A 26,717-nucleotide genomic window follows, 5' to 3' on the forward strand; every position below is an offset into this window, starting at 1 on the left:
CCGACAGGGCCGAGCGGTAGAGCTTCCTCATCGTGTTCACCTCCTCCCTGGGGAATCGACGCGGGCGTGGAGTTCCGCGGTGAAACGCGGAGGAGCCAGCGCGGGGCCCGGGCGGGGCCTGTCGCCGCCGGCTGTGACCGACAGCCGCCAGTCGCGGGTGATGATGCGGATCAGGTCCACGAGCAGCGTCATCGTGACGGTCGCGCCGGCACAGGTGTGCGGCCCGAATCCGAACGGCAGGTAGGCCGGGTCCGGTACGGACCGCGCCCAGCGGCGTGGCGTGAACTCGTCGGGGCGGGCCCAGTGCCGCGGGTGGCGGTGCACGAGGTAGGAGCACACGTCCACCTCGTCCCGCGGGCCGACCGTGACCCCGGCCAGCTCCTGCACGCGGTTCGGCTTACGGGCGAACAGCCACGCGACCGGACGGAGCCGCATCGCCTCCCGGACGATCCAGTCCGGCTCGTCGCTCTCGGTGCCGGGGTGTGTGCCGACGAGGAGGACCGCCCAGCCGAGGGCGAAGCCGATCGAGCCGACCGTGGCGAACAGGAACGACAGATAGACCTCGGCGAGTTGGCCGGGATCCGCCACCGGTCCGGCTCCGGCGATGGTCACGTCGAGGAGGTCGCGCGGCTCGCCGTCGCGAGGGCCCGCGCTCCGCCGGGCCTGGACCTCCCGGATCAGGACGCGCATCGCGCGGCGGCGGAACACGAGCCGCGACAGCGCGGAATGGCGCAGCCGTGCCCCGGACAGCACCGCGCGGGTGATGACGGCGTCGACGGCTTCGTGCAGCTCCGCAGGTGCCTCCGGGCACAGCAGGACGTCCCGCAGGTGTTCGCGGACCAGGAGATTGCCGGCGTCCGGCCAGTCGCTGGAGGGCGCCAGCCGTTCTTCGACCAGGAGCGGCAGCCGGTCCCGGTGGGCGTCGAGCCGGCTGCGCACCAGCGCGCGGGCCGCCCGGCCGATCTCGATCTGCGCGGCTCTGGGCCCGAAGACCCCGTCGCGGGTGTGGAAGAAATCGGACGTCTCCACGAACAGGCCCCGGCGGTTGCCCATCACCTCGCGGGCGGCCTCAGGTCCGGCCACGCAGAACCGGCCCGATGCGGAGGAGTGCCACACATCGTCGTTGGCGTCGAACTCCGCTTCCAGAAACGCCAGGGGGTCCCGGCGGTAGGCGGCTGCGTCATGGTGCGGCCCCGCCGCTCGACCGTTCGTTCCGCCGCCGGCCGCCGACACCATGGCACCCTCCTCGAACGGACGGGAGGCCACGGGAAACGATGGGCCTGCGTCCGGCCGCGGTGGATCCCGCGCCCCCTGATACCGGACCGCCGCGAGAAGCGTGCCTCGGCCGGCGGCACCCTGTCACGGCCTAATCCGGCCCAGTCGGTGTGGTCCGTCAGCCGGACAGGCCCTAGACGCAGGAGGGGCACAGTCCGCGGTAGGTGACCTCGACCTGGGACACGGCGAATCCGAAGCGTTCCTCCGCCGGGAGGGCGGCCAGCGGATCGCCGGTCGGGTGGACGTCGCGGATGGTGCCGCAGGTGGAGCACACCAGGTGCTGGTGCGGGTGGTGGGCGTTGGGGTCGTAGCGCTTGGCGCGGCCGTCGGTGGCGACCTCTATGACCTCGCCGAGGGACACCATCTCGCCGAGGGTGTTGTAGACGGTCGCCCGGGAGATCTCGGGCAGCCGCTGGGCCGCGCGGGCGTGCACCTCGTCGGCCGTGAGATGCACGTGGTCGCCGTCGAGGACCTCCGCAACGACACGTCGCTGGGACGTCATCCGCCAGCCACGGCCACGCAGTCGTTCCAGCAGGTCACTCATATCGGTTCACCTATTCAGGTTCGGTGGGATGCCCGAAGTTTACCGATGGATGTCCGGGTTCCGATTGGATGTGGGCCTGGCGTGCTTCTTGACTTGGAATCTGTCCATCGTAGGATCGGTTCCGGCAATAGCCAAGAGACAGGAAGCCTCCAGTACGGCAGGAGACAGAGACGTACGGGACCACCGCCGAGGAGCTGCGCGGTGCCGGCCTGCGGGTGACGGCCGCCCACGTCGCGCTGCCCGGGACCGTCCGGGACGGTGACCACCACGGCGTCGAGGCGATCGCCTCCGGGGTGCGTGATCGCGTGCGCCCTGTCTCCCCGCGCCTCGCTGGTGCGGGTCTCCAGGCACTCTCCGCGGCAGGACCCGTCCGCCGCGGCGAACCAGCCGTCCACCGGGGCCCGCGCCCCGGCTGTTCCCCCCGCCCACAGTTACAGAGCACCGTGATCACCCAGGTCCGGAAGGATTCCCATGACTGAGAACCATGACGCGATCGTCACAGACGCGAAGGCGGAGGGCGGGGGTGGCTGCCCGGTCGCGCACGAGCGCGCCCCGCACCCGACGCAGGGCGGCGGCAACCGCCAGTGGTGGCCGGAACGGCTCAACCTGAAGATCCTCGCCAAGAACCCCGCCGTGGCCAACCCGCTGGGCGAGGACTTCGACTACTCGGCGGCGTTCAGGACGCTCGACCTCGCGGCCGTGAAGCGGGACATCGGGGAGGTGCTGACCACCTCGCAGGACTGGTGGCCGGCCGACTACGGCAACTACGGACCGTTCATGATCCGTATGGCGTGGCACAGCGCGGGCACCTACCGCATCAGTGACGGCCGCGGCGGCGCCGGGGCCGGTCAGCAGCGGTTCGCCCCGCTGAACAGCTGGCCGGACAACGCGAACCTCGACAAGGCCCGCCGCCTGCTGTGGCCGGTCAAGAAGAAGTACGGCAAGAACCTCTCGTGGGCCGACCTCATCGTCCTCACCGGCAACGTCGCCCTGGAGACGATGGGCTTCGAGACCTTCGGCTTCGGCGGCGGGCGTGCGGACGTCTGGGAGCCCGACGAGGACGTCTACTGGGGTCCCGAGACCACCTGGCTCGACGACGAGCGCTACACCGGCGACCGTGAGCTGGAGAACCCCCTCGGCGCGGTCCAGATGGGCCTCATCTACGTCAACCCGGAAGGCCCCAACGGTAACCCGGACCCGCTCGCCGCGGCCCGCGACATCCGTGAGACGTTCCTGCGGATGGCGATGAACGACGAGGAGACGGTCGCCCTGATCGCGGGCGGTCACACCTTCGGCAAGACCCACGGCGCCGGCCCGGCGGACAGCGTCGGCGACGACCCCGAGGCCGCTCCGCTCGAGCAGCAGGGCCTCGGCTGGAAGAGCTCCTTCGGCACCGGCAAGGGTGGCGACGCGATCACCAGCGGTCTTGAGGGCGCCTGGACCAACACCCCGGTGAGCTGGGACAACAGCTTCTTCGAGATCCTGTTCGGCAACGAGTGGGAGCTGTCCAAGAGCCCTGCGGGCGCCCACCAGTGGAAGCCGAAGAACGGCGCGGGAGCGGGTACCGTCCCCGACGCGCACGACCCGTCGAAGAGCCACGCCCCGACGATGCTGACGACGGACCTCGCGCTCCGCATCGACCCGGCCTACGAGCAGATCTCGCGGCGCTTCCTGGAGAACCCCGCCGAGTTCGCGGACGCCTTCGCCCGCGCGTGGTTCAAGCTGACCCACCGCGACATGGGCCCGGTCGTGCGCTACCTCGGCCCGGAGGTCCCCACCGAGACGCTGCTGTGGCAGGACCCGCTTCCCGCGGTGACGCACGAGCTCGTCGACGCCGGGGACGTCGCCTCCCTCAAGGGGCAGATCCTCGCCTCCGGCCTGTCGGTGGCCCAGCTCGTGTCCGCCGCCTGGGCGTCGGCCGCGTCCTTCCGCGGCAGTGACAAGCGCGGCGGCGCCAACGGCGGGCGCGTCCGTCTCCAGCCGCAGAGCGGCTGGGAGGCCAACGACCCCGACGAGCTGGCGCAGGTGCTGCGCACGCTCGAAGGCGTCCAGCAGGCCTTCAACGCCACCCTGAGCGGCGGCAAGGCGATCTCGTTCGCCGACCTGATCGTGCTCGCGGGCGGTGCGGCCGTCGAGAAGGCCGCCAAGGACGCGGGCTTCGCCGTCGAGGTCCCGTTCACGGCGGGCCGCGCCGACGCGTCGCAGGAGCAGACCGACGTGGAGTCGTTCGCCGCGCTCGAGCCGGCCGCCGACGGGTTCCGCAACTACCTCGGGAAGGGCAACCGGCTGCCGGCCGAGTACCTGCTGATCGACCGGGCGAACCTGCTGACGGTGAGCGCCCCCGAGATGACGGCCCTCGTCGGTGGTCTCCGCGTCCTGGGCGCGAACCACCAGCAGTCGGCGCTCGGTGTCCTCACCACGACCCCCGGGACCCTGACGAACGACTTCTTCGTCAACCTGCTCGACCTGGGCACGACGTGGCAGCCGACGTCCGGGGACGCGAACACGTTCGAGGGCCGCGACGCCACCACGGGCGAGGTCAAGTGGACCGGCAGCCGGGCCGACCTCGTCTTCGGGTCGAACTCCGAGCTGCGCGCGCTCGCGGAGGTCTACGCGAGCGATGACGCGAAGGAGAAGTTCGTGAAGGACTTCGTCGCCGCGTGGGTCAAGGTCATGAACCTCGACCGGTTCGACCTCGTCTGATCACGGCCACCGATCACCACGGGTGATCACCGCGTCCGGGTCGGCCCGCACGGGCCGGCCCGGACGTTCCCGTTCTGCCGGCTTCCGGGCCTAGGCCGTGTCTGACAAATAGCGGCGTCCGCCCGGAGGGCGGGGCCCGGGGCGTCTGGTGCGTGCGATCGCAAGGCGGAGGGTCGTCCTCGTACCGGGGTACGTGGATGAGCCCGACAACGCAGCGAGCGTGCGTGCCAGGCGCCCCGGGCCAGGCGGGATTTGTCAGACACGGCCTAAAGCGTGTTGCAGAAGGCTGTGATCTGGGAATATCCGGTGTATGGCTGGGGTGTTGAGGGTCGAGCGGGTGTGGGTGGAGACGTTCACGGGGCTGCGGATGCGGCAGTTTGATGGTCTGTTGCGGGTGGTGCGGGAGCGGGGCGGCGATGGGCCGCGGATCGGTCGGCCGTGGTGTCTGCCCCTGGGCGAGCGGGTGCTGCTGGTCGCGGTGTACTACCGGACGAACCTCACGATGCGGCAGTTGGCGCCGCTGTTCGGGGTCTCGCCGGCCACCGTGTGCCGAGTCATCCAGCGGCTGGGCCCGCAGCTCGCGCTGGAGCCGATAGCCCGCCGGGACGAGGCCGTGGACCGGTTGTGGATCGTGGACGGCACCCTGATCCCGGTCCGCGACCGAACAGTGGCCGCCTCATCGCGAAACTATCGGTTCTCGGCGAACGTGCAGGTCATCATCGATGCGGACACGAGGCTGGTGGTGGCCGCGGCCCGTCCGGTTCCCGGCAACCGGGCCGATGCCCGGGTCTGGCGGGAGTCAGGTCTGTCCGCCCACTGCACGGGTGTGACGGTGCTCGGCGACGGCGCGTACATCAACACCGGACTCGTCGTCCCGCACCGCAAACGCCCGGGCCGGGCGCTACTGCCGGGCGAGGAAACGGACAATGCCGAGCACCGCAAAGTCCGCGCCCGCGTCGAGCACACCTTCGCCCGTATGAAGAACTACAAGATCCTCCGCGACTGCCGACAGCACGGCGACGGCCTCCACCACGCTGTCCAAGCCGTAGCCCACATGCACAACCTGGCCCTCGCCGCATGACCAAAGCCTCCGCAAACAAGGCCCTGACCTGCCCATACGCGGAGATCTGCAACACGCTTTAGGCCCTGTCTTCAAACTGGCGGCGTCCGCCCGCCGGGCAGGCGCCAGTTTGAAGACAGGGCCTAGCGCAGGATGCCGGCGGAGCAGGCCGCCTTCAGCCAGGACGGGAACTCCTGCAGCAGACGGTCGTACAGCTCCTCGTCCGAGACCTTGTCGATGTCGTCCACGGCGAAGAACCCGACGTTGTCGACCCTGCGGCCGGGCATGGTGTCGAACTTCTCCAGCACCCCGAAGTTGGCCCGGCCGAGCCCGACGAACTGCCAGAACACCGGCTCCTCCACGGCGGCGCGCAGCTCCTGCTCGATCTCGGCGTTGCGGTACACCCCGCCGTCCGAGAAGAACAGCACCAGCGTCGGCGCCTGCGCCGGGTTGTCGCGCACGAATCCGCGGACCTCGGCGATGACCTTCTGCTCCTCGTTCTGGATGCCGACCACGCGCATGTCGACCTGTCCCGGCCGCTGCCCCTTCGGCGGCTTCTTGCGGCCGAACAGGCTGATCTGGCCGACCCGCACATGGAGTTCGAGCCAGTCGGGCAGACCGCCGACGGTCAGGTCGGGCAGCCGGGCCGGCTGCGAGGCGAACGTCCAGGCCTGCATCTCGCCGTCGTCGTCGACCTGGGCGGCGACCGCGGCCATCCGCTCCACGACGCTGTGGACGGTGCCGCGCGAGTAGAGGCCGGCCATCGATCCCGAGGCGTCGAGGACCAGGACGACCCGGGCGACCACGCCTTCCGCGCCGTGCTTGCGCAGGCTGACGGCGACCTGCTGCTTGCGCAGCGAGAGCCGCTTGCGCATGTCGACGGGCAGGTTCTCCTCGCCCTTGGTGAGCCGGGCGGGCATGGCCGGGGCGGGGCCCGCCGGTGACGGCGAGGGCGGCGGCTGCACGACGGGCACGGGTGCCGGCGTCGCGGCCGGCGGCTCCTCGTCCACGCTGATCCCGAAGTCCTGCGCGAGGCCCGCGAGCCCCGACGCGTACCCCTGTCCCACCGCGCGGAACTTCCAGCCGTCCCCGCGCCGGTACAGCTCCCCGCCCAGGAAGGCCGTCTCGGTCGTGGCCGTCATGTCGAACCGCGCCAGCTCGGCGTCGGTCGCCAGGTCGAGGAGCCGCAGTCGCAGCCCCGGGACCTGGCCGAACGTGCCACCGTCGGCGGACGCGCCCAGCAGGACGCGTTCGATGCCGGGCTCGATCCGGCCCAGGTCCACGTCGATCACGTCCTCGCCGGACGCCGCCGAGCCCACGTGGCGCACCGCGCCCATGGGGTGTTCCGGCTGGTTGTAGAAGACGAAGTCGGCGTCGGACCGCACTCGCCCCGCCTCCGTGAGCAGCAGCGCGGAAGCGTCGACGTCCGGCACGCCCGGGCCCGCGCCCCAGGTCAGCACGGCCCGGACGGCGGTGGCGGCGACGGGGACGTTGGCGCCCTTACCGAGCGAAGGTGTCGAGGTCACGACGGCCAGTCTGCCGCACCGGCGGAAAAATACACCGGAGCCCGTCGGCTCCGGGCGACGCCGAAGGGGTGCCGCACCGGCGGCACCCCTTCGACGATCGGTCCTACGGCTGCATCTCGTACGCGCCGGACAGTGCCTCCACCTGGGTCCAGACCCGGGCCGCACGGCCGGCGTCCGAGACCGGGCGGCGGATGTGGGCCAGCGCCCAGGCGGCCTGCTCGTCGGTGGTCGAGCTCTTGCCGTGCAGGTCGGTGGCGTGGGTGGAGAAGTCGCGCACCAGGACGTCGAAGATCTCGTCCAGCAGATCGGCGTCCAGGCCGGTCAGCTCGGCCTGCTCGAGCACCAGCTGGCCGTAGACGACCAGGGCGAAGAGCTGGCCGATCTCCAGCAGGAAGTCCAGGTCCTGCTGCTGGGCCTCGCTCGGCGCGTGGGTGCGGAGCAGGGTGCAGAGGCCGTCCGCCTGCTCGCGGAAGCGGGCCACGTTGGGCAGGTGCGCGTGCGTGTCGTACGCGGTGCGCCAGTCGTGGAAGCGGATCGCGCCCAGGCCGCGGGCCGGGCCCTGCTGGAACAGGAAGGTGTCGTCGGCCGGGTCGAGACGGCTCGGCACGGCGGGGTACTCGGCCGGCGCGAACAGGTAGTTCGCCATGAACTTGAGGATCAGGGCGAGGTTGACGTGCACCGTCCCCTCCAGCTTCGGCAGACCGCGGATGTCGCGCGCGGCCTTGTCGAAGTAGGTGTCCGTCTCGAAGCCCTTGGCCGCGATGACGTCCCACATCAGGTCGATGACCTTCTCGCCCTCGGTGGTGACCTTCATCTTGGTCATCGGGTTGAAGAGCAGGTAGCGGCGGTCGTCGGGCGAGGCGGAGCGGAAGTAGTCGACGGCGCGGTCGCTGAAGAGCTTCATCGCGGTGAGGCGGGTGTACGCGTCGGTCAGCTCGCGCCGCACGTGCGGGAAGTCGGTGACCTTCCGGCCGTACAGCACCCGGTTGTCCGCGTGCGTGACGGCCTCGTACATCGCGTGCTCGCAGATGCCGATGGACGCGGTGCAGAGGTTGAACTTGCCGACGTTGACGGTGTTCAGCGCGGCGTCGAACGCGGCCTTGCCGGTGTGCAGCACGTCCTCGGCGCGCACCGGGTAGCTGTCGAGGCGGAACTCACTCACGTACATCTGCGAGTTCACCACGTTCTTCACGAGGTGGTACGCCTCGTGCCGGCTGTCGGCGGCGAAGAAGACATAGCCCTCGGGGCCTTCGACGTCCGAGCGGCGGCCGAAGACCGAGACCAGGCCGGCGACGTTGCCGTTGCCGATGTAGTACTTGGAGCCGCTCGCGGTGAAGCCGCCCTCACCGTCCGGGGTGAGGATCATGTCGGTCGAGTAGATGTCCGCGCCGTGCGTCCGCTCGGAGAGGCCGAAGGCCATGACATGGCCCTCGCTCAGCAGCTTCGCGGCGCGGGCCCGGGCGGCCTCGTTCCCGCTCTGCCAGACCGGTCCCAGGCCCAGGATGGTGACCTGCCAGGTGTACCAGTAGCCCAGACCGTAGAAGCCCAGGATCTCGTTCAGCTCGGCGATCCGCGCGGTGTCCCAGCGCTTCGAGTCGTCCGCGGAGGACGGGGTGAGGAATTCGGCGAAGAGCCCTTCCTTCGCGGCGAACTCCAGGAAGTCGCCGTACCAGGCGCGGTCGACGTAGGTGTCGATGAGTGCCTTCTTGCCGCGCGACTCGAACCAGTCGACGGTGGCGCGGAGCAGCTGTCGGGTGCGCTCGTCGAACTGTACGGGGTCGTAGGTACGCGGGTTGAAGAGCATGTCGACTCCAGGGGAATGAGGGTCAGTTGGCGATGCGGTGGAGCGTGGCGAGCACGTCGTCCAGCCAGGCGAGGGTCATCCGCTCGTACTCGATGCCGCCGCGCAGCACCACGTGCTGCAGCTCCTGCTGGGCGGAGGGCGAGGCCTGGTCGGGAAAGTCGCGCCGCTCGCCGGTGAGGTAGCGGGCCAGCAGCGCGGCATGGCTCTCGCGGTGCCGCTCGACCTCGGAGATGAGTGAGGTCAGTGCGGCCGGGTCGTCGAAGGCGGCGGCGCGGATCTTGACGGCGAGCTCGTGCCGGACGGTCTCCGGTTCGACGGGCTCGCGGAGCCAGGACGCCAGGGCGGCCCGGCCCGGCGCGGCGGCGGAGTACACCTTCTTGTCGGGGCGGCCGTCCTGGGCGACCTCCTCGACGGCGATCCAGCCGTCCGTCTCCATCCGCCGCAGCACCCGGTAGATCTGCTGGTGGGTGGCGGTCCAGAAGCGGCCGATGGAGCGGTCGAAGCGGCGCGCCAGCTCGTACCCGGAGCCGGGCTGCTCCAGCAGGGAGACGAGGATCGCGTGCTCTAGGGCCATGCCGTCATCCTGCTATGCAACGAGTTGCATAGGCAATGAGGCCCGGCCGGGTTGAGACACGGATCACGCGCCGGCCCCCGGCACGTCGGCGCTGCGCTCGCCGGGGCCGGTGCCGCGCGGGATGATGTGAGCCAGGAGACCGTCCACGTCGTGGGCCGCACCCCGGGCCTGCCGCACGCGATCTAACGAGGATCCGATGTCGCACTCCCCGTCCCCCTCCGCGGGCGGCAACGGCCACCCGGCCGGACCGCCCGCCACCGGCAGCTACGGCAGGGACCTCTTCCCGCCCGAGGTGCACGGCGAGGCGACCCGGATCGACTACGGCGCGCTGGCCTACGACGACGTGACGTTCCGGCGGCTGGAAGCCCTCGGGGCCGGGCCCGGGTGGGCCTGCCTGGACGCGGGCGCCGGAACGGGGACCATCACCCGCTGGCTGGCCGGGACGGCGGGCGTCGAGAGTGTGGTCGCCGTCGATCGCGACACGCGCTTTCTGGCGGTGCAGCCGGGAGGCCGCGTGCACACGGTCATCGCCGACCTCGCCGACCCGGAGCTGGCCGATCCGAACCTGGCACCGGGCCGGTTCGACCTGGTGCACTGCCGGTTCGTCCTCATGCACCTGCCCCGGCACGATGCGGTACTGGCGCGGCTCGCCGACTGGGTGGCCCCCGGAGGCTGGCTCGTCGTCAGCGACGCCGTCGACCTGACGACGGCCCGTTCCGCGCACGCGGCGTACCGCCGCACGATGGCCGCCATGTGGCACGCGCTGAGCGACACGATCGGCACCGACATCAGCTGGGTCACCGGCTATCCGGAGCTGCTGCGGTCCCATGGACTGTCCGACGTCGGAGCGGAGATCTACGTGCCGCCGCTGACCCCGGACGCACCGGTGACCGCCTTCTGGCGGGCCACCTGGGAACGGATGCGTCCCGGCCTGGAATCCAGCGGGCTGGTGGACGCGTCGACGGTGGACGAGGCGCTGGCGTATCTGGCGTCCCCGGAGCTGGCCGACCTCTCCCCCGGCATGATCACCACCTGGGGCCGCCGCCCGGCCTGACGCCGCCGCGTGGGGTTCAGGGAAGGCGGCGGTTCAGCGAATGCGGCGCCCCCGGGCCGATGCGATGCTGGAGAGGAGCACGCGGACCGACGGACGAGGCTCCATGGACGCTGAACCGGAGGACGGCGGGCCGGCCCCTCCCGCTCCCGGCCGGGTCTCGCGTCCGCGGGCGCTGCGCCTGGCCCTCGCCGGCTGGCGCACCAGCGGGGATCCGGTGCCGACCACGATCCGCCGTGCCGTACGGATCACTCTCGCCGCCTGCGCGGGCTTCTACACCTGCCTGTACGGCTTCCACCAGCCCGTGGCCGCGACCTATGCGCTCTTCTCCGTCGTCGCGATGGCCGGGCTCTCCCGGATTCCGGGCTCCGGCCGGCAGCGCGCCGCCACCATCGTGACCACCCTGCCGCTCGCCTGGCTGCTGGTGACGGCCGGCACGCTGCTGGCCGTCCGGACCTGGGCCGCCGTGGCCGGGATGGCGGTCATCGGCTTCGCGCTGGCCTTCTCCGCGGTGACAGGTCCGCGACTCGGCGGAGCGGTACCGGGGCTCCAACTCCTCTACATCCTGCCGTGCTTCCCACCCTTCGCACCGCAGATCCTGGACGAACGCCTGGCCGGTACGACCCTGGGCATCGCCGCGCTGGTCACGGCCGAGCACTTCCTGCTGCCCGACCCCGGCCGCCCGTCCTTTCCGCAGCTGCTGGCGACCGCCGCCGACGCGGCCGGCCGCTGCGCCGGTGAGCTGGCCCAGGCTCCCTGGACGCTGAGCGGGGCGGCGCGCCGGCAGGCCCGGGCGGCCGCCGAGGCGCTGCGTCCGGCCCGGATACCGGAGGCGGACCGCCCGGCCGGTCCCAGCGCGCGCCAGCGCGGCCTGGCCCACGCGGGCGCGGCCTCCCGTGAACTGCTGGCGCGGCTGCAGGACCTGGCCGTGCTGCGCGAACAGCCGGTCGCGCTGGGCACCTCGACCGTGCCGGGGCCGACCCTGCACCCGGGCGCCCTCGGGCAGCAGCTGCTGGAGGACGTGCGGGCGGAGGCCGCCGCGGCGGCCTCCGCGCTGCGCAGCGGTGTGGCCCCGCCGTCCCCGGCCGCGCTCAAGGAGTCGTTGCGGGCCTTCCGGAACGAACGGGCCGCCCGCTGCGAGGCGGGCGGCGACGGGACCTCGCCCGCGGTGCTGCGACGTCAGGCGGAGCTGATCGACGCGGCCGAGGCGGCCCTGACCACGCTGCGCGCAGTCGACGTCGCGTCGCGAGCGGCCGCGCCACCGGACCGGCACCGGACCGCCGGCCGACCGGCCCACCCGGAGCGGCCCGCCGCGGACGGTGAACGGGCACTCCCCGACAGCACCTTCTGGTACGCGCGGATGAGCCTTCCGGCGCTGCTGCGGCACCGGCTGGCCGGCCACCTCGGACGCCGCTCCGTCTACTTCCAGAACGCCGTGCGCACGAGCCTGGGCCTGGCCCTCGCCCGGACGGTCGCCGGCGTCATGTCCCTTCCGCACGGCTTCTGGGCGATGCTCGCCGCCCTGACCCTGACGCGCACCACCGCCCTGCAGACCCGTACCACCGTCCGCCAGGCGCTCACCGGCACGCTGCTGGGCGCGATGGCGGCCGCGGGGTTTCTCGTCCTTGTCGGCCGGGACTCCGGGGTGTATGCCGTCGCACTGCCGGTGATCATGCTGGCCACCTTCTGTCTCGGGCCGACCCTGGGCGTCGGCTGGGCCCAGGCCCTGTTCACGCTGACGGTCTCCACGGTGTTCGCCCAACTCGCCCCGGCCGGCTGGCATCTGGCCGAGGCCCGCTTCCTCGACGTCTTCACGGGCAGTCTGATCGGCCTGCTCTGCGGGCTGTTCGCGTGGCCCCGCGGGGGCCTGGACGAGCTGCGCCGTGACACCGGTTCGCTGCTGCGGACCGTCGCCGAGACCCTGACCTCCACCGTCACGGCCCTCAGCGGTGAGCGGGACGGACCGGCCCGCCGGGCACGCCGCGATCAGCCGATCCGGCACGCACTGGTCCTGATGGAGTCGTCCTACGCACAGGCCCAGAACGAGCCGGCCGTCCCGTGGGCGGATCACCTGGACTGGCAGGCCGCGATCATCGCCGGTCATCACGCCGTGCGCGGCGCGGAGCGGCTGCTGGACCACCGGGGCCCGCCCGGTACCCGCCTGGGGCCCGTCGCGAGCACACGGACCACGGGCTTCGCCGAGGACGTCGCCGCCCGCTATCTGCTGCTCGCCGACGAGCTGGACGACATCGGAGCGGGTGCCCCGGCCGGCCCGCCCGCTCCGCCGGCCCGGCGGCCGGCGGAGCGGACCGTCTTCGCCGACGCCCGTTCCGACACACCGCCCGCCGCGCTCCCCCTGCTCTTCGACACGGGAGCCTGGCTGCAGGGCCTCGACGCCGACCTCGGCCGCATCACCCCGGCACCCAGCAGATCCGCCGGCGTTTCGTGAGCGCTCGCCCAAATTGCCCATCGCCGATCGCCGGATCGAAACGAACTCATCGTTGACGACTGACGGCAACCAAAATCGCGCGAGAACGCACATCTTCCGGCGGACAGCAAGAGGTCGAGATCCAGCCAATCCAACAAACGATCTTGAATGGTGCGCCTGGGATATTCACCATGAACCTGTCGACCTGTTCAGGGGCAGCGTGGGCCTATGTAGATGACCTGTGCGCCGAACCCGCGGCTGGCAGGCGACACATGACGGAGGCTCAGTTGCACGGCTACTTCACCACGGAGCTGCACGAGCGCCTACGAGACGAAGTCCGGATGTTCGCCGAGACGGAAGTACGACCCCGGATACCGCAGATGGAGTCCTCCCGGGCCGTCCAGCACGGGCTGTCCCGGCTCATCGCCGCACAGGGCTGGATCGGGGTCACGATCGGGGCCCAGTACGGCGGGATGGGGCTGGGACACCTGGCGAAGACCGTCATCATCGAAGAGCTGTCGCGGGTCAACGGCGCCATGGGAGCGATGGTGCAGGCCTCCCAGCTCGGCGTGGCGAAGATCGTTCACTTCGGCAGCGAGGAGCAGAAGAAGCGCTGGCTGCCCGCGATCGCCGCCGGGGAGTGCCTGCCGACCATCGCGGTGACCGAGCCCGGGTCCGGCGGACACGTCCTGGGGATGACGGCGAGCGCGGAGCGTGACGGGGACTCCTACGTGCTCAACGGCCGCAAGGTCTTCGTCGGCAACAGCCACGTCGGTGATCTGCACGGCGTGGTCGCCCGCACCGGCAGCGGCTCCGGCGGGCTCTCGGCGTTCCTGGTGGAGGCCGGCCACCCGGGCCTCACGCTGGGCCTGCACCAAGAGGCGATGGGGCTGCACGGCTTCAGCTTCGGCGAGCTGACCTTCGACAACTGCCGTGTCCCCGCGGAGAATCTGCTCGGCTCCGAGGGCGACGGACTGGCGGTGGCGTACTCCTCCAGCGTGCTGTACGGACGGCCCAACCTGACCGCGGTCTCGCTCGGGATCCACCGCGCGCTGCTGGAGGAGACCGCCGCGTTCTGCACCGAGCGACATCGCTACGGAAAGCCGCTCCACGATGTGGGGCCGGTCAAGCTGAAATTGGGCCAGATGCAGTCGCGGATGATGACGGCGCGGCTGGCGGCCTATCACGCGGCGTATCTGCTGGACCTGGGACTGCCCTGCGACGCGGAACTGATGAACGCCAAGCTGATCAACGTCGAGTACGCGCTGGACTCGGCGCGCGCCGCGATGGAGGTGCACGCCGCCAGCGGGCTGTTCACCGACCGGCCGGTGGAGCGGTACATACGCGACGCGCACCACATCTTCGCCCCGGCCGGCACCTCCGACGTGCAGCTGCTGCGGCTGGGCGAAGTGGCGCTGGGGCTGGGCAAGGGCCAGTGGTCGCAGCGGTTCGCCGACCTGGTGCGGTCCCCCATGGCGTACGACGAGCAGCTGACCGGCTGACCGGGCCGACCGCTCGCCGGCCTCACCGCCCGCGCCTGCCTCACCGCCCTCACCGTCCGGCTACGCGAGGCCCGCTTCGCGCTGCTGGAGGAGTTCCACGGCCTCGGCCGCCAGGGCCTTGATCGTCTCCAGACCGCTCTGGCCCCAGGGCCGGGGCTCGATGTCGACGACGCAGATCGTGCCGAGGGTGGTGCCCGTCTGGTCGATCAGCGGGGCACCCAGGTAGGTGCGGATGCCCAGCTCGTCCACGACCCGGTTCCCGGCGAACCGGGGGTAGTCGCAGACGTCCTCGAGCACCAGCGACTTGCGCCGGTTGACGACGTGCGGGCAGAAGCCCTGGTCGTACGTCATCTCCCGGCCCGGTTCCGCGGCCGCTTCCGGGGCGGGGGCGTTCTGCGGCCCGGAGGGGGTGTGCAGTCCGGCGAAGTACTGCCGTCCGTCCATGAAGAGGTTGACCATGGCGTACGAGGCGCCGGTGGTCGCCGCGAGGCGGGCGGCGAACTCGTCGAGCTGTGCGTCGGGGCGGTCGGTCAGGCCCATCGCGCGCAGCCGCTCGTCGCGCTGCACCGCCTCGGTGTCCTCGGGGATCAGCAGGTGCCGCTCTGCGGGGTCGTAGATCATGACGGGCCTCCCTGGTCGGGCATGTCTAGTGGGCGGGCTGGTGTCGGGATGACGCGGTGTTCAGCAGGTGGCTGATGAGGTCGATGAGCACCCCGGTCGACGACCGGCTCTCGCGGGCGTCGCACATGACGACCGGCACGTGCGGGCTCAGGTCGAGCGCGGCCCGGACCTCGTCGGGTTCGTAGCTGTAGGCGCTGGCGAACTCGTTGACGGCCACGAGGAAGCGGATGCCGCGGCGTTCGAAGAAGTCGACGGCCGCGAAGCAGTCCGCGAGCCGCCGGGTGTCCGCCAGCACGACGGCGCCGAGCGCGCCGTCGGACAGCTCGTCCCACATGAACCAGAAGCGGTCCTGGCCGGGGGTGCCGAACAGGTACAGGATGTGCGCCGGGTCCAGGGTGATGCGTCCGAAGTCCATGGCGACCGTGGTGGTCGTCTTGTTCTCCACTCCGGCGAGGCTGTCGGTGGCGACACTGGCCGAGGTCAGGATCTCCTCGGTGCTGAGCGGCTCGATCTCGCTGACCGCGCCCACGAACGTGGTCTTGCCGACGCCGAAGCCGCCCGCGACCAGGATCTTCAGCGCGGTGGGAAACAGGTCACTGCTGTCGTCGGCGTAGGCCATCGAGCACTTCCTCCAGAACGGCTCGGTCGGTGAGATCGGCGGGTGGCAGCGGAGGCCGCGCGGTCAGGGCGCCCCAGTCGATGAGGTCGGACAGCACGATCTTGGTGATGGCGACGGGCAGCCGCAGCTGCGCCCCCACTTCCGCTACCGTGACCGGGCTCCGGCTCAGATCCAGCGCCCGGGCGTGGTCGGGCTCCAGGTGCGCCGAGGGGACGCTTCCGGTGGCGCGGACCATGGACAGCATGTCCAGCGCCGCGCTCGGGCGGGTGCGGCCGTTGCTGACGGTGTAGGGGCGAACTAAGCGGCCGGCATCGTCGTCGATCCAGGGCTCGTCCTGCTCTTCCGCCGCCGTCACCGTACAACGTCACCCGTAACGGCCGACGCGGCGCGGGCAGGCGTCTCGAGGTTCGGCCGGACCTGCTGGATCAGCCGGTTCATCTCGTACCCGAGGACGCCGGGGTCGGCGTCCCGGCCGGCCATGACGGCCAGGGCGCTGCCGGAGCCGGCCGCGGACACGAACAGCAGGGCGTCCTCCAGCTCGGCCACCACCTGGCGTACGTGCGGTCCGCCGCCGAGGCGGGCTCCCGCGCTGCCGGCCAGCGACCGCAACCCGGAGGCGACGGCGGCCAGATGGTCCGCGCTGTCGCCGTCGAGGCCGTGGACGGCCTTCTTGAGCCCGTCGGAGGAGAGCAGCACTGCGCTGCGGGTATGAGGGACGCGGCTGACCAGGTCGGTCAGCAGCCATGCGAGATCGCGGCCGGGGGGGACGTCGCTCACCATGGTGAAAGGACTCCTAGCGGGGAAGGTGACGCAGGATCAGGGGTTGGTGTCCGGTCGGCGCGGCAGCCGGTCGGGCTGCTCGGCGCCGGCCTCGGACTCACGTACCCCGATGCGGAATGCCGCCATCAGGTTCGGGTCGGGCTCGCCGCCCTCGTCGTCGCTGCGGGGCGCCGGGCCGTTCCGCAACTGGGGTGCGAGGTGGGACTGGCCGCGGCGCTGCGGCAACGAGGGCCGCCCTTCCGTGGCCGGGGGACGACCGGTCGGGACGGCACCGGTCGGCGCGGACGCGGTTGAGGCGGGCACGGTCGAGGCGGGGCGGGCCGGGTCTCCAGCGAATCCGCCGGAGGCGGGGTACGCCGCGGGTGCCCGGGCGGGCTCCGGCACGGCGGCCCGTACCTCGGCCGGCTGCTGGGGATGCACCGGCCGGCGGCTTTCCATGGAGCGGGCGGACACCGGCGGGCGGCTGTGGTCCACGGGCGCCGCGTCGATCGGCACGGCGGCGTGCGCTCCGGTCCTGGCCCCGATGCCCGCGGTGTGTGCCGAGGCGGCGGGTTGCCGCTGCGGGAGCGCCGGCTGCACCGGCGTCGCGGGCCGCGCCTGGACCCGTGCCGGCGGCTCCTGCTGCGCGGGCTCCGTTCCCACCAGGGCGTGCGGCAGGATCACGAAGGCCTGGATCCCGCCGAAGACGTTGCTGCGCAGCTGGACCGTGACGCCGTGGCGGCGGGCCAGGACGGCGACGACGTAGAGCCCGATCCGGCCGTCCTTGAGCAGTGTGTCCAGGTCGATGCGCTCCGGGTCGGCCAGGAGCGCGTTGTTGCCCTCCTGGGCGGCCAGGTCCAGGCCCAGGCCGCGGTCCTCGACCTCGATGACCAGACCGGCCGTGACCTTCTGCGCCCGCAGCAGTACCTGCGTCTCCGGAGGGGAGAACGTGGTGGCGTTCTCGATGAGCTCCGCGATCAGGTGCACCACGTCGGCCACGGCCCGGCCGTCGAGATTGCCGTCGATCGGCGGGACCAGCTTGACCCGGGCGTAGTGCTCCACCTCCGCGACGGCCGACCTGAGGACCTGCGTCAGCGGCACCGGCTTGCTCCACTGGCGGCGCGACACCGCGCCGCCGAGGACGGCGACGTTCTCCGCGTGCCGGCGGATACGGGTGGCGAGGTGATCGACCTGGAAGAGTCCGCGCAGCAGGTCCGGGTCCTCGACCTGGTGTTCCAGTTCGTCGAGCAGCTGGATGCCCCGGTGGACCAGCGACTGCAGCCGCCGGGCCAGGTTGACGAACACCACGACCTGCTGGTCCGCGGCGCTGGCCGGAGCGACCGGCAGGGCCGCCGCCTGGACCAGCGCGGCGCACGCGGCGTACTGGGCCTGGCGCAGTTCGTCCGTGAGAGCCGTGAAGCGGTCCCGGCCCGCCGTGTTCGCCGGCGCCGGGCCGTGGGACACCGGGGATTCGCCCCGCCGCACCTGGGCGAGCACGTTCTGCAGCTCTTCCCAGCCGCGCGAGTTGACCGCGCGGACCTCCTGCACCCGCCGGTCCACCGCGCGGTCGGCGGAGAGCGCCGCGGCCGATCCCACCGCGAGGATCACCACGGCGAGCACGACGGCTCCGGCGAGCACCACCGCGGCCAGGGATCTGGACGGTTCCACGACCAGCAGCCAGGCCGCGACACCTCCGCCGAGCAGGGCCATGAACAGGGCGGGCAGCACCGCTATCCACCGCAGTCCGGGGACCACGCGTTCCGGGGAACGGCGGCTGCGAGCCTGGGATCTGCCGTGGCGTCCGCTGTCCCGATGATCGGACCGCACGCTGGATGAAGGGAGTTCAGACATCAACGTCCTCAGCACAAGGAGGGTGACCGGTTGTCAACAACCATCACACTAGTAACAACTCGCCACATTCGTGGGGGAAGTCGGTACTTCCGGCCCACAAGATCGTTTATCTCGCCGGTCCGACCCTCCCACGCCCCCGAGAGCTCCAACAGCCTCCCATAGTCGGCGTGTTGGGCGCCAACTGAGACGGAGAGGCAACGCGTGGCCAAGACTGCGGCGGCGCCGGAGCGCGGGGCTCGAAGCTCCGTCGGGAGTTAATTCCAGGACGAGAAGAAACCTTGTCGCCCCTGACCGGGCCTGGTTAGGGTCGGGACATGAGATCGATTCGGCACCTCGGAGAGCAGGCGCGATGCGCCTGCCTCGGTGCGATGCGATGTAGTCGCCGCTGTCGGCTCATTTCCTGCTGAACTGGTTCCACCAGTCGCATTTCCGGCATATAGCCATGAGCTGCAATATTTCGCCATGCCGTCAGCAGGCTGGTGCGGCGCTCTCGCCCGGATCCTGAGACCCCTTCCGCCGGCCGCCCGCCGGCTCGATGCCGTGGTCTCCGCTCCAGGGCACGGGTGCCCCACCGGGCGACCACCTCGGTGACGACGGCGCAGCGCCGCGCCGCGTTCACCTCCCTTTCATCGTCTCGCCGCCGTGTGCCGCCGCGCGGTGTTCACCTGTGGCCGACCATAAGGATTCCCCCGTGCGCAGCAGAACCCGTCCTTCGGACCTTGTCCCCGGCCTCGACCGGCGACTCTTCCTGCAAGCCCTGCTCGGCACGGGCGCCGCCCTCGGGCTCAGCGCCTGCACCACCGCCGCGGCCAAGGGACCCACCCTCTCGTCGACCGCGCCGCTGCCGAGCGCGGTGCCGGCCGGCACCGCGCTGAGCATCGCTTCGTACACCGGACAGCAGGAACTGCAGCTCAAGCTCGCCGGGCTGCTGAAGAACCTGCCCTTCGACGTGTCCTCGTGGCCCAGCATCGGGGCCGGACCGGATGTGATCAACGCGTTCCGGGCGCACTCCCTGGAGGTGGGCAACAACGCCGGCATCCCGCCGATCCAGGCCCACTTCCAGGGCTTCGACGCCCGGATCGTCGCCGTGGACCTGACCCGTAAGCCCACCTACGTGTTCGCCACCAAGCCGCACAGCGACATCCGGTCCGTCGCCGACTTCGCGGGTAAGAAGCTGGCGTTCTCCCAGGGGCAGGCCCAGGGCGTGGTGCTGCTGCGCGCCCTGAAGAAGGCGGGCATCAAGGCGGCCGACGTCACGCTCGTCCCCCTGACCAGCAACCAGTTCCTCACCGCGCTGCAGGCCGGGCAGGTCGACATCGCCCCGCTCGCGATCTCCCAGGTGCCCGCCTATCTGACCCGGTACGGATCGGACGGCGCGCACACCGTCACCACCGACGTCGTGGACCTGCTCAACATCCTGTGGGCGCCCGCCTCGGTCCTGGCGGACTCCGCGAAGGCGGCCGCCATCGCCGCCTATGTCCCGCTCTGGGCCAAGGGTCTCGTCTGGGTGTACGAGAACCCGGGCACCTGGAACGAGGACTACTACGTCAAGACCCAGCACATCACCCTGGATCAGGCCAAGGGGATCACCTCCCTGAGCAACAAGCCGCTGCTGCCCCCGACCTGGGACGAGGCGATCGCCTGGGAGCAGGAGACGATCGATCTGCTCGCGGAAGGCGGCTTCGTCAAGTCCTTCAAGGCCGATGTGCTCTTCGACCGCCGGTTCGAGCCCATCGCGTCCAACGCCGTCGCCGCGCAGTACCGGAGTTGATTCCCGTGACGGACACCGTCTCCGAACAGCTCGCCCCGCCCGGCACCGCGGACGCGGTCGCCGCCGATCCGCCGACCACCGGCGCACCGACCACCGCCACGCCTGTGCGCCGCCGGGTGCGCCGGCTGGCTCCCGGCAAGCGGCTGCCCTACGCCCGTCTCCTCGGACCGGCGCTGCTTCTGGTGATCTGGTCGGTCGCCAACGTGACCGGCTCACTCGACCCGCGCACCCTGCCGGCACCCTGGACGGTCGTGCGCACCGGCGCCCATCTGTGGTCGTCCGGCACGCTCGGTACCGACATCACCGAGTCCTTGTGGCGCGCCGCCCAGGGCTTCGCCATCGGCCTGACCGCGGGCGTGGTGCTGGCCCTGCTCGCCGGGCTCAGCCGGATCGGCGAGGCCGTCATCGACGGCACGGTCCAGATCAACCGGTCCGTGCCGACGCTCGGGCTGATTCCCCTGTTCATCCTGTGGCTCGGCATCGGGGAGACCTTCAAGGTCGCGATCATCGCGATCGTGGTCTACATCCCGATCTACCTCAACCTGTACTCGGCGCTGTCGGGCATCGACCACCGGTTCGTCGAACTCGGCGAGGTGCTCCGGCTGAGCCGGTGGCAGTTCATCCGGCAGATCGTCATCCCCGGCGCCCTGCCCGGCTTCTTCGTCGGGCTGCGGCTCGGGGTGACCGGCTCCTGGCTCTCGCTGGTCGTGCTGGAGCAGATCAACGCCACCAACGGCCTGGGCTACATGATGTTCCAGGCGCAGAACTACGGCCAGACCGACGTGATCGTCCTCGGTCTGCTCATCTACGGCGTCTTCGGCTTCGCCTCCGACTCCGTCGTCCGCATCCTGGAACGGAGGGTGCTGTCATGGCGGCGCTCGTTGAACACCTGACCCCGCCCGCCGTCCACATCAGCGGGCTGACCCGTGGCTTCGGCGAGCGCGTGGTCCTGGACGGCATCGACCTGGACATCCCGCCGGGCCAGTTCGTCGCCCTGCTCGGGCACAGCGGCTCGGGCAAGAGCACCCTGCTGCGGGCCATCGCCGACCTCGACCACGACGTCACCGGCACCGGCGAACTCCGGGCGCCCGAGCGGCTCTCGGTCGTCTTCCAGGACTCCCGGCTGCTGCCCTGGCGCCGGGTCCTGGACAACGTCCTCCTCGGCGCGCGGGGCAAGGACTCGCGGGGCAAGGACCCCGCAGAACGCGGCCGCGGCGCGCTGGCCGAGGTCGGTCTGGCCGGACGCGAACGGGCCTGGCCCAGTCAGCTCTCCGGCGGGGAGCAGCAGCGCGCGGCGCTCGCCCGTTCGCTGGTCTGGGAGCCCGAACTGCTTCTCGCCGACGAGCCGTTCGGGGCCCTCGACGCGCTCACCCGGATCAGGATGCACACCCTGCTGCGCGAACTGTGGGAACGCCACCGGCCCTCCGTGCTCCTGGTGACCCATGACGTGGACGAGGCGATCGTGCTCGCCGACCGGGTCCTGGTGCTCGACCAGGGGCGCTTCGGCCTCGATCTGACCATCGACCTGCCGCATCCGCGCTCGTACCGCGACCCGCACCTGGGCGAGTACCGCGAGCGGCTCCTGGCCGCGCTGGGAGTCGAGGAGAACGGCGGGGTGAAGGAGACATGATGACCGACATCCTTTCGACCGAGACGGGACCGGTCACGACCACCGAGACGGGACCGGTCACGTCCACCGAGGCGGGTCCGGTCACGCCGGACCGGTTCCGGCAGGTGTTCCGGAGGCACCCGGCGGGCGTCGTCGTGATCACCACGGATGCCGGCCGCGGTCCCGCCGGATTCACCGCGACCTCACTCACGTCGCTCTCCCTGGAGCCCGCACTGGTGTCCTTCGGCATCGCGTCGACCGCGTCGAGCTGGCCGCACGTGCGGGACGCCGACACCGCCGTGGTGAACTTCCTCGGCGCCGAACAGGAGGCCGTCGCGCAGCGGTTCGCCACCAGTGGGATCGACCGCTTCGGCGGGCCGACCCGCTGGAGCCGACTGCCCGGTGGTGCACCGGTGCTCGACGAGGCGCCCGGGTGGTTGCAGGTCCGGATCGCGGACATCGTGACGGCGGGCGACCACCGCATCGTCATCGCCCGCGTCGAATCGTCCTGGCTCGCCGACCTCCACCGGCCGCTCGTCCACCACGACGGCCGCTACCACTCCCTGCCCTCCGCCCCGCACCCGGACCTTCTCCTTGGAGTCGACGCATCATGAGCAGCACCGACCGCAGCCTGCACTTCAATCTGTTCATCCATGACACCGGCCATCACGAGGCGTCCTGGCGGCTGCCCGAGTCCGAGCCGCTGGCACACATCGACGTCGCCTACCACCAGCGGCTCGCCCGGATCGCCGAGGACGCCGCGTTCGACTCGTTGTTCCTGGCGGACAGTCCCGCGCTGTGGGGCGACCCGGGCCGGCGGCCGAGCGGCCGGCTGGAGCCGACGGTGCTGCTGACCGCACTGGCCGCCGTGACCAGCCGGATCGGGCTGATCGCCACCGCGTCGACCAGCTACAACGAGCCGTACAACCTGGCGCGGCGGTTCTCCTCGCTGGACCACATCTCGGGCGGCCGGGCCGGCTGGAACATCGTCACCACCGCGGGCGACGCGGCGGCGCGCAACTTCGGCCTCGAAGCCCAGCCCGCGCACGCCGACCGCTACGAGCGGGCGGCCGAGTTCATCGAGGTCTCCACCAAGCTCTGGGACAGCTGGGAGGACGACGCGGTCGTGGCCGACAAGGACCGCGGGGTGCACGCCGAGTCGGACCGGGTGCACCGGTTCGGCCATGCCGGCAAGTACTTCCAGGTGGACGGTCCGCTGAACGTGCCGCGCTCACCGCAGGCTCATCCGCTGCTGGTGCAGGCCGGATCCAGCGAGGACGGCAAGGACTTCGCGGCACGCTATGCCGAGGCGGTGTTCACCGCCCAGCCGACCTTCGAGGAGGGCCAGGCGTTCTACGCGGACGTCAAGCGGCGGGCCGCGGCGGCCGGCCGGGACCCGGACGGTGTGAAGATCCTGCCGGGCATCGTGCCGGTCATCGGCGACACCGAGGCCGAGGCGCTGGAGCTGGACGCGGAACTGGGCCGGCTGATCCAGCCGGAGTACGCCAAACTCCAGCTCGCCACCCTGCTGGGGCTCGACCCGGACCGGTTCGCCCTCGACGAGGAACTGCCGGCCGACCTGCCCGACGAGGACGAGATCGAGGGCTCCAAGAGCCGCTACACGCTGGTCGTGGAGCTCGCGCGCCGGGAGCGGCTGACGGTACGGCAGCTCATCGGCCGGCTCGGCGGCGGGCGCGGCCACCGGACCTTCGCCGGCACGCCCGTGCAGGTGGCGGACACCATCGAGCACTGGTTCAGGAACGGGGCGGCCGACGGGTTCAACATCATGCCGGCCGTCCTGCCCTCAGGACTTGAGGTGTTCGTGCAGCGGGTGCTGCCGATCCTGCGGGAGCGCGGTCTGTTCCGCACCGAGTACACCGGCCGCACCCTGCGCGAGCACTACGGCCTGCCCCGGCCCGCCAACCAGTTCTCCTCGACCCTGGTGAACGCCTGACGGGCCGGCAGGCCGCGCTGCCGGACGCTCGCGGTCAGCGGTAGTACGGCTCGACGACCTCCCGCACCTCGTCGAGCAGCGCCGGGCCGTCCTGCGGGACGGGCGGCTGGCCGCTGCCCGGCCGGATGTCCAGGAGCTGTTCGTTGGACAGCGCGAACACCACCCGCCGCAGCCCCGCCCGCTGGATGACCGCCGCGCACATCTCGCACGGCTGGCAGCTGGTGTACATCGTGGTCTCCGCCGCGGTGGCCGCGTCCAGCTCCTTCGCGGCCCACCGCGCCAGTTTCAGCTCCGGGTGCGCGGTGATGTCCTGGTCGGTGAGCGTGGTGTTGTGCTCCTCGGCCAGCACCGTCCCGTCCGGCGCCGCCAGCAGCGACCCGAACGGCGGGTTGCCGTCGGCGCGTGCCTTGGCCGCGAGCGCGATGGCCCGCCGGAGGAGGGCGTGGTCGTCGGGTGTGGTCATGACGGCTCCGTTCTGGTGCGGGGCGGGTGGACGTGCGCGGCGACCCTGGCGAGTGCCTGCCAACTCCCCTGCGGTTGGCAGGTCTCGCCAGGGTCGCCGCCGTAGGTGTCGAGGACGACGGAGTCGGCTCCCAGCAGCCGTAGTTGTTCCAGGTCGTCCACGATCTGGTCGATCGTCCCCTCGCCGGCGAGGCGTTCCGGTCCGACGGCCGGTTCGGGGGTGATCTTCAGAGCGATGCGGGGGCGAAGGCGGGTACGGGGAGCTGTTGCCCGGCCGCGGCCGCCTGCAGCCTGCCGGCGGCTTCGCGCAGCCACGGCATGGTGCAGCGCAGCGGATGCCACGCGTCGCCCAGCCGCACGGCCCGGCGCAGGCCCGCGTCGCTGTTGCCGCCGACCCACACCGGGATCTTCCGGGTTCCGTAGGAGGCGGTGTCCGCCCAGGCCGTCCGGATGTCGCGCAGATGGTCGTCGGTGATGCGGCCACGTTGTTCGAACGGGATCCCGAGGGCGGCGAACTCCTGCCGCGCCCAGCCCACCCCCACCCCGAGAACCAGCCGGCCGTCGCTGAGCTCGTTCAGGTTGGCCGCCATCCGGGCGGTGAGCAGCGGGTGCCGGTACGGAACGATGAGGACCGTCGTGCCGAGCCGGATCCGGGTGGTGAGGCCGGCCAGCCAGGACAGGGTGGTGAAGGGCTCGTAGAAGGGTGCCGGGTAGCGCTCGGCGACGTCGGGCGTGATCGCCACGTGGTCCGAGAGCATCAGCAGGTCGAAGCCCAGGCCCTCCACGGTCTGTGCCCAGCTCCGCAGGAGTCCCGGGTCGGTGCCGGGGCCGAAATTGAGGATGTTGACGCCGATCTTCACAGACCTGAGCCTAGTCAGGGAGCCCGGGTCGCCAGAAGGGATTCCTCCCTGTTCAGCGGCGGTTCGCCCGTGGATTCGCCGGTAATCTGGGCGGATGACGGAGAGTCTTGACGAGACGGACTGGGCGATCCTGGCGGAGCTCCAGAAGGACGGCCGGATCGCCTTCACCGAACTGGCCCGGCGGGTGAACCTGAGCGCGTCGGCGACGACGGAGCGGGTGCGGCGGCTGGAGGCGGCCGAGGTGATCACGGGGTTCCGGGCCGAGGTGAACCTGGAGCGGACCGGGTACGGGGTGCTGGCGGTGATCCGGCTGAAATATCCGGGGACCCGGCACGAGCCGTTGCACCGGCTGATCGAGGAGCGCTCCGAGATCCTGGAGTGTCTGCGCACCACCGGCGACGACTGCTACGTCCTGAAGGTGGCGACCACATCGATGGCCGGCCTGGAGGAGATCGTCGACGCGCTGGCCCAGTTCGGCAGCACGACCACCAACCTCGTCCTCAGCAGCACACTGTCGTTCCGCGGCCCACGAGTGCCCCGGACGCGCACCCGGCCGTTCTGAGCGCGGCCGTTCTGAGCCCGGCCGTTCTGAGCGCGCATCCGGCCGTTCCGAGGATCGCCCCGGCTGCCAGGAGGGTTGCCGCCACGTGGGCGGTGGGCGACGATCAGGCGCCAAGCGTTTCACCGTGGGAGGGGTACCCGTGTCCGACGTCAAGGCCGAGCTCGACCAGTTGATGCGCGCCTTCCTCGGCGCGTTCACCAACACCGCCGGCAACCGGCCGAACGTCGACGTCGTCCGCGAGGTGTTCATCCCCCAGGGGATGATCATCAAGAATGTCGGGGCCGAGCCCGTGATCTACGACCTCGACGCGTTCATCGAGCCCCGGGAGAAGATCCTCACCGATGGGACGCTGACGGAGTTCTCCGAGTGGGAGGTCGCCGAGCGGACCGAGATCTTCGGGTCGATCGCGCACCGGTTCAGCGACTACCGCAAGTCCGGTTTCCTCAAGGGTGAGTGGTTCGAGGGCTCCGGCCACAAGACCACACAGTTCGTCCGGACACCTGCCGGCTGGCGAATGAGCTCGATGGCCTGGGACGACGTGGAGTAGCTGACGCCGCGCGCAAGGGCAGGCTCTCGCGAGGGGCGCCGTGCCGCTCGGCGGTGCCCGGCGTGGTTACTCCGTACGGGCTCCTGCCCTTATTCCAGAAGGGCCAGAACCAGACCTGCGGGCCTCCCTCAGCCGGCCGCCTGCTTCACGATCTCGCCGATCCGCGCCTCGTCGGTGGCGCTCAGCTCCCTCAGGGCGTAGGAAGTCGGCCACATGGCGCCGTCGTCGAGGTGCGCCTGGTCGCTGAAGCCGAAGGTCGCGTACCGCGAGTTGAACTTCTGCGCGCTCTGGAAGAAGCAGACGACCTTGCCGTCCCTGGCGTACGCGGGCATCCCGTACCAGAGCTTCGGTGCGAGGTCCGGCGCACTCGCCTTGACGACCGCGTGCATCCGTTCGGCCATCACCCGGTCCGAGTCCACCATTTCGGCGATCTTCGCGACCACGGCGGCTTCCTCCTCCGCGGCCTTTTCGGCGCGCGATCCGCGGCGGGCGGCGGCCTTGAGCTCCTTGGCGTGCTCCTTCATCGCGGCGCGCTCCTCGTCCGTGAATCCCTCGAAGGTCGAGGCGGCCGGGGTGTTCTTCTTGGCGGGCTGCTGGATGTCCGTCATGGCGGAATTCCTCCTGGTACGTAACGT

24 protein-coding genes and 2 pseudogenes are annotated in these 26,717 nt (G+C 71.2%); 13 read left to right on the forward strand and 13 right to left on the reverse strand.

The window, feature by feature from the left end; translation table 11 throughout:
* Positions 1–36: 36 nt before the first annotated feature.
* The gene (locus LNW73_RS02605) at positions 37–1,236 is read right to left on the reverse strand and encodes a cytochrome P450 (protein WP_250988698.1); all 1,200 of its coding nucleotides are present in this window, start codon (positions 1,234–1,236) and stop codon (positions 37–39) included.
* Positions 1,237–1,408: 172 nt separating this feature from the next.
* The gene (locus LNW73_RS02610) at positions 1,409–1,819 is read right to left on the reverse strand and encodes a Fur family transcriptional regulator (RefSeq protein WP_250978901.1); all 411 of its coding nucleotides are present in this window, start codon (positions 1,817–1,819) and stop codon (positions 1,409–1,411) included.
* A gap of 194 nt (positions 1,820–2,013) precedes the next feature.
* On the opposite strand from LNW73_RS02610, the pseudogene LNW73_RS02615 reads away from it, so the two are divergent.
* The 3 genes and pseudogenes from LNW73_RS02615 to LNW73_RS02625 all read left to right on the forward strand — a co-directional run.
* Positions 2,014–2,214 (forward strand): annotated as a pseudogene (locus LNW73_RS02615) (transcriptional repressor); the annotation flags it as partial.
* Positions 2,215–2,290: 76 nt separating this feature from the next.
* Positions 2,291–4,522 carry a catalase/peroxidase HPI gene (gene katG / locus LNW73_RS02620; protein ID WP_250988699.1) on the forward strand — a complete coding sequence of 744 codons (2,232 nt, stop codon included), beginning with the start codon at positions 2,291–2,293 and terminating at the stop codon, positions 4,520–4,522.
* 310 nt (positions 4,523–4,832) lie between these two features.
* Entirely contained in the window at positions 4,833–5,603 is a 771-nt protein-coding gene (locus tag LNW73_RS02625) for a transposase family protein (RefSeq protein ID WP_250988700.1), read from the forward strand.
* A gap of 122 nt (positions 5,604–5,725) precedes the next feature.
* On the opposite strand, the gene LNW73_RS02630 is transcribed toward LNW73_RS02625, so the two are convergent.
* The 3 genes from LNW73_RS02630 to LNW73_RS02640 all read right to left on the reverse strand — a co-directional run bounded on the left by LNW73_RS02630 (position 5,726) and on the right by LNW73_RS02640 (position 9,486).
* Positions 5,726–7,108, reverse strand: a complete 1,383-nt coding sequence (locus LNW73_RS02630) for a VWA domain-containing protein (RefSeq protein ID WP_250988701.1) — start codon at positions 7,106–7,108, stop codon at positions 5,726–5,728.
* A gap of 103 nt (positions 7,109–7,211) precedes the next feature.
* The gene (locus tag LNW73_RS02635) at positions 7,212–8,912 is read right to left on the reverse strand and encodes an acyl-CoA dehydrogenase (RefSeq protein WP_250988702.1); all 1,701 of its coding nucleotides are present in this window, start codon (positions 8,910–8,912) and stop codon (positions 7,212–7,214) included.
* 22 nt (positions 8,913–8,934) lie between these two features.
* The gene (locus tag LNW73_RS02640; protein WP_250988703.1) at positions 8,935–9,486 is read right to left on the reverse strand and encodes a PadR family transcriptional regulator; all 552 of its coding nucleotides are present in this window, start codon (positions 9,484–9,486) and stop codon (positions 8,935–8,937) included.
* 196 nt (positions 9,487–9,682) lie between these two features.
* On the opposite strand from LNW73_RS02640, the gene LNW73_RS02645 reads away from it, so the two are divergent.
* From LNW73_RS02645 to LNW73_RS02655, 3 genes are all read left to right on the forward strand, one after another.
* On the forward strand, positions 9,683–10,540 hold the full coding sequence (locus tag LNW73_RS02645) for a class I SAM-dependent methyltransferase (protein WP_250988704.1): 858 nt from the start codon (positions 9,683–9,685) through the stop codon (positions 10,538–10,540).
* A gap of 103 nt (positions 10,541–10,643) precedes the next feature.
* Positions 10,644–12,986 (forward strand): FUSC family protein, encoded by a 2,343-nt coding sequence (locus LNW73_RS02650; protein ID WP_250988705.1) that lies wholly within the window; start codon positions 10,644–10,646, stop codon positions 12,984–12,986.
* Between the two features lie 266 nt (positions 12,987–13,252).
* Positions 13,253–14,467: an acyl-CoA dehydrogenase family protein gene (locus tag LNW73_RS02655; RefSeq protein ID WP_250992777.1), complete on the forward strand. Its 1,215-nt coding sequence runs from the start codon at positions 13,253–13,255 to the stop codon at positions 14,465–14,467.
* A 60-nt stretch (positions 14,468–14,527) separates the two neighbouring features.
* Here the strand turns inward: LNW73_RS02655 and LNW73_RS02660 are convergent, their stop codons facing one another.
* From LNW73_RS02660 to LNW73_RS02680, 5 genes are read right to left on the reverse strand one after another with little or no spacing between them, the layout of a single operon-like run.
* Entirely contained in the window at positions 14,528–15,088 is a 561-nt protein-coding gene (locus LNW73_RS02660; RefSeq protein ID WP_250988706.1) for a GAF domain-containing protein, read from the reverse strand.
* 25 nt (positions 15,089–15,113) lie between these two features.
* Positions 15,114–15,707 (reverse strand): GTP-binding protein, encoded by a 594-nt coding sequence (locus LNW73_RS02665; RefSeq protein WP_250978893.1) that lies wholly within the window; start codon positions 15,705–15,707, stop codon positions 15,114–15,116.
* Positions 15,682–16,062, reverse strand: coding sequence for a DUF742 domain-containing protein (locus tag LNW73_RS02670; RefSeq protein ID WP_250978892.1), 381 nt, complete (start codon positions 16,060–16,062; stop codon positions 15,682–15,684). Before LNW73_RS02670 ends, LNW73_RS02665 begins: the two co-directional genes overlap by 26 nt.
* On the reverse strand, positions 16,059–16,487 hold the full coding sequence (locus LNW73_RS02675) for a roadblock/LC7 domain-containing protein (RefSeq protein ID WP_250978891.1): 429 nt from the start codon (positions 16,485–16,487) through the stop codon (positions 16,059–16,061). The genes LNW73_RS02670 and LNW73_RS02675 overlap by 4 nt, the downstream gene beginning before the upstream one ends.
* 36 nt (positions 16,488–16,523) lie before the next feature.
* Positions 16,524–18,221, reverse strand: coding sequence for a sensor histidine kinase (locus tag LNW73_RS02680; protein WP_250988707.1), 1,698 nt, complete (start codon positions 18,219–18,221; stop codon positions 16,524–16,526).
* 787 nt (positions 18,222–19,008) lie between these two features.
* On the opposite strand from LNW73_RS02680, the gene LNW73_RS02685 reads away from it, so the two are divergent.
* Genes LNW73_RS02685 through LNW73_RS02705 form a run of 5 tightly spaced genes read left to right on the forward strand, consistent with a single transcriptional unit; the run spans position 19,009 to position 23,651 of the window.
* The gene (locus LNW73_RS02685; protein WP_250988708.1) at positions 19,009–20,088 is read left to right on the forward strand and encodes an ABC transporter substrate-binding protein; all 1,080 of its coding nucleotides are present in this window, start codon (positions 19,009–19,011) and stop codon (positions 20,086–20,088) included.
* Positions 20,089–20,093: 5 nt separating this feature from the next.
* Positions 20,094–20,981 (forward strand): ABC transporter permease, encoded by an 888-nt coding sequence (locus tag LNW73_RS02690; protein WP_374118025.1) that lies wholly within the window; start codon positions 20,094–20,096, stop codon positions 20,979–20,981.
* Entirely contained in the window at positions 20,957–21,718 is a 762-nt protein-coding gene (locus LNW73_RS02695) for an ABC transporter ATP-binding protein (RefSeq protein WP_250988709.1), read from the forward strand. The genes LNW73_RS02690 and LNW73_RS02695 overlap by 25 nt, the downstream gene beginning before the upstream one ends.
* The gene (locus LNW73_RS02700) at positions 21,718–22,311 is read left to right on the forward strand and encodes a flavin reductase family protein (RefSeq protein WP_250988710.1); all 594 of its coding nucleotides are present in this window, start codon (positions 21,718–21,720) and stop codon (positions 22,309–22,311) included. The genes LNW73_RS02695 and LNW73_RS02700 overlap by 1 nt, the downstream gene beginning before the upstream one ends.
* On the forward strand, positions 22,308–23,651 hold the full coding sequence (locus LNW73_RS02705) for an LLM class flavin-dependent oxidoreductase (RefSeq protein ID WP_250988711.1): 1,344 nt from the start codon (positions 22,308–22,310) through the stop codon (positions 23,649–23,651). Before LNW73_RS02700 ends, LNW73_RS02705 begins: the two co-directional genes overlap by 4 nt.
* A gap of 34 nt (positions 23,652–23,685) precedes the next feature.
* On the opposite strand, the gene LNW73_RS02710 is transcribed toward LNW73_RS02705, so the two are convergent.
* Positions 23,686–24,114, reverse strand: a complete 429-nt coding sequence (locus LNW73_RS02710; protein WP_250988712.1) for a nucleoside deaminase — start codon at positions 24,112–24,114, stop codon at positions 23,686–23,688.
* Positions 24,111–24,973: pseudogene (locus tag LNW73_RS02715) on the reverse strand (LLM class flavin-dependent oxidoreductase). The gene LNW73_RS02710 and the pseudogene LNW73_RS02715 overlap by 4 nt, the downstream one beginning before the upstream one ends.
* 94 nt (positions 24,974–25,067) lie before the next feature.
* On the opposite strand from LNW73_RS02715, the gene LNW73_RS02720 reads away from it, so the two are divergent.
* Positions 25,068–25,535, forward strand: a complete 468-nt coding sequence (locus LNW73_RS02720; protein WP_250978884.1) for an Lrp/AsnC family transcriptional regulator — start codon at positions 25,068–25,070, stop codon at positions 25,533–25,535.
* A 139-nt stretch (positions 25,536–25,674) separates the two neighbouring features.
* Positions 25,675–26,082: a DUF4440 domain-containing protein gene (locus tag LNW73_RS02725; RefSeq protein WP_374118026.1), complete on the forward strand. Its 408-nt coding sequence runs from the start codon at positions 25,675–25,677 to the stop codon at positions 26,080–26,082.
* A 128-nt stretch (positions 26,083–26,210) separates the two neighbouring features.
* Here LNW73_RS02725 and LNW73_RS02730 read toward each other — a convergent pair whose 3' ends face one another.
* The gene (locus tag LNW73_RS02730; RefSeq protein WP_250988713.1) at positions 26,211–26,690 is read right to left on the reverse strand and encodes an iron chaperone; all 480 of its coding nucleotides are present in this window, start codon (positions 26,688–26,690) and stop codon (positions 26,211–26,213) included.
* Between the last annotated feature and the right edge of the window lie 27 nt (positions 26,691–26,717).

The sequence above is a fragment of the Streptomyces sp. RKAG337 genome (assembly GCF_023701715.1).
Taxonomy (GTDB): Bacteria; Actinomycetota; Actinomycetes; order Streptomycetales; family Streptomycetaceae; genus Actinacidiphila.